This window comes from Actinomadura napierensis, from assembly GCF_039529375.1.
In the GTDB taxonomy this organism is placed as follows: Bacteria; Actinomycetota; Actinomycetes; order Streptosporangiales; family Streptosporangiaceae; genus Spirillospora; species Spirillospora napierensis.
In genome coordinates this window covers 1-801 of sequence record NZ_BAAAMR010000289.1, presented here as the reverse complement: position 1 = coordinate 801, position 801 = coordinate 1, and the positions used below count along the sequence as shown (strand labels likewise).

At 41.9% G+C, this 801-nt stretch carries 1 protein-coding gene; it reads left to right on the top strand.

The window, feature by feature from the left end; all coding sequences use genetic code 11:
- Positions 1-801 (top strand): toprim domain-containing protein (locus ABD296_RS49490; protein WP_344285507.1); only part of this gene is annotated, 801 nt, incomplete at both ends.

Sequence of the window (801 nt, the reverse complement as noted above, 5' to 3'; positions counted from 1 at the left end):
ACTGGTGATGATGCGCGTGAAGGTTTAACAGCGATTATTTCTGTTAAGGTTCCTGATCCGAAATTCTCGTCTCAGACAAAAGAAAAATTGGTATCAAGTGAGGTAAAACCAGCGGTAGAGCAAGCAATGAACAAAGAGTTCTCTGCTTACTTACTTGAGAATCCACAAGCTGCAAAATCAATTGCAGGCAAGATTATTGATGCTGCACGAGCACGTGATGCTGCACGTAAAGCGCGTGAAATGACACGTCGTAAGAGTGCATTAGATATTGCAGGTTTGCCTGGTAAATTGGCTGATTGTCAGGAAAAAGACCCAGCGCTTTCTGAATTGTATCTTGTCGAGGGTGACTCAGCGGGTGGTAGTGCCAAACAAGGCCGTAACCGTAAAATGCAGGCTATTCTACCTTTAAAAGGTAAGATCCTGAACGTTGAGCGTGCGCGCTTTGACAAAATGATCTCTAGTCAGGAAGTAGGTACATTAATTACAGCACTTGGCTGTGGTATTGGCCGTGAAGAATATAACCCTGACAAGCTCCGTTATCATAAAATTATTATTATGACCGATGCCGATGTCGATGGTTCGCACATTCGTACATTGTTATTAACATTCTTCTTCCGTCAAATGCCGGAGTTGGTGGAACGTGGTCATATTTATATTGCACAGCCACCTTTGTATAAACTCAAAAAGGGTAAGCAAGAGCAATATATTAAAGATAACGACGCATTAGAAACTTACTTGATTTCAAATGCGATTGATGAGCTTGCTTTACATATTAGTGCTGATGCGCCTGCAATTACAGGT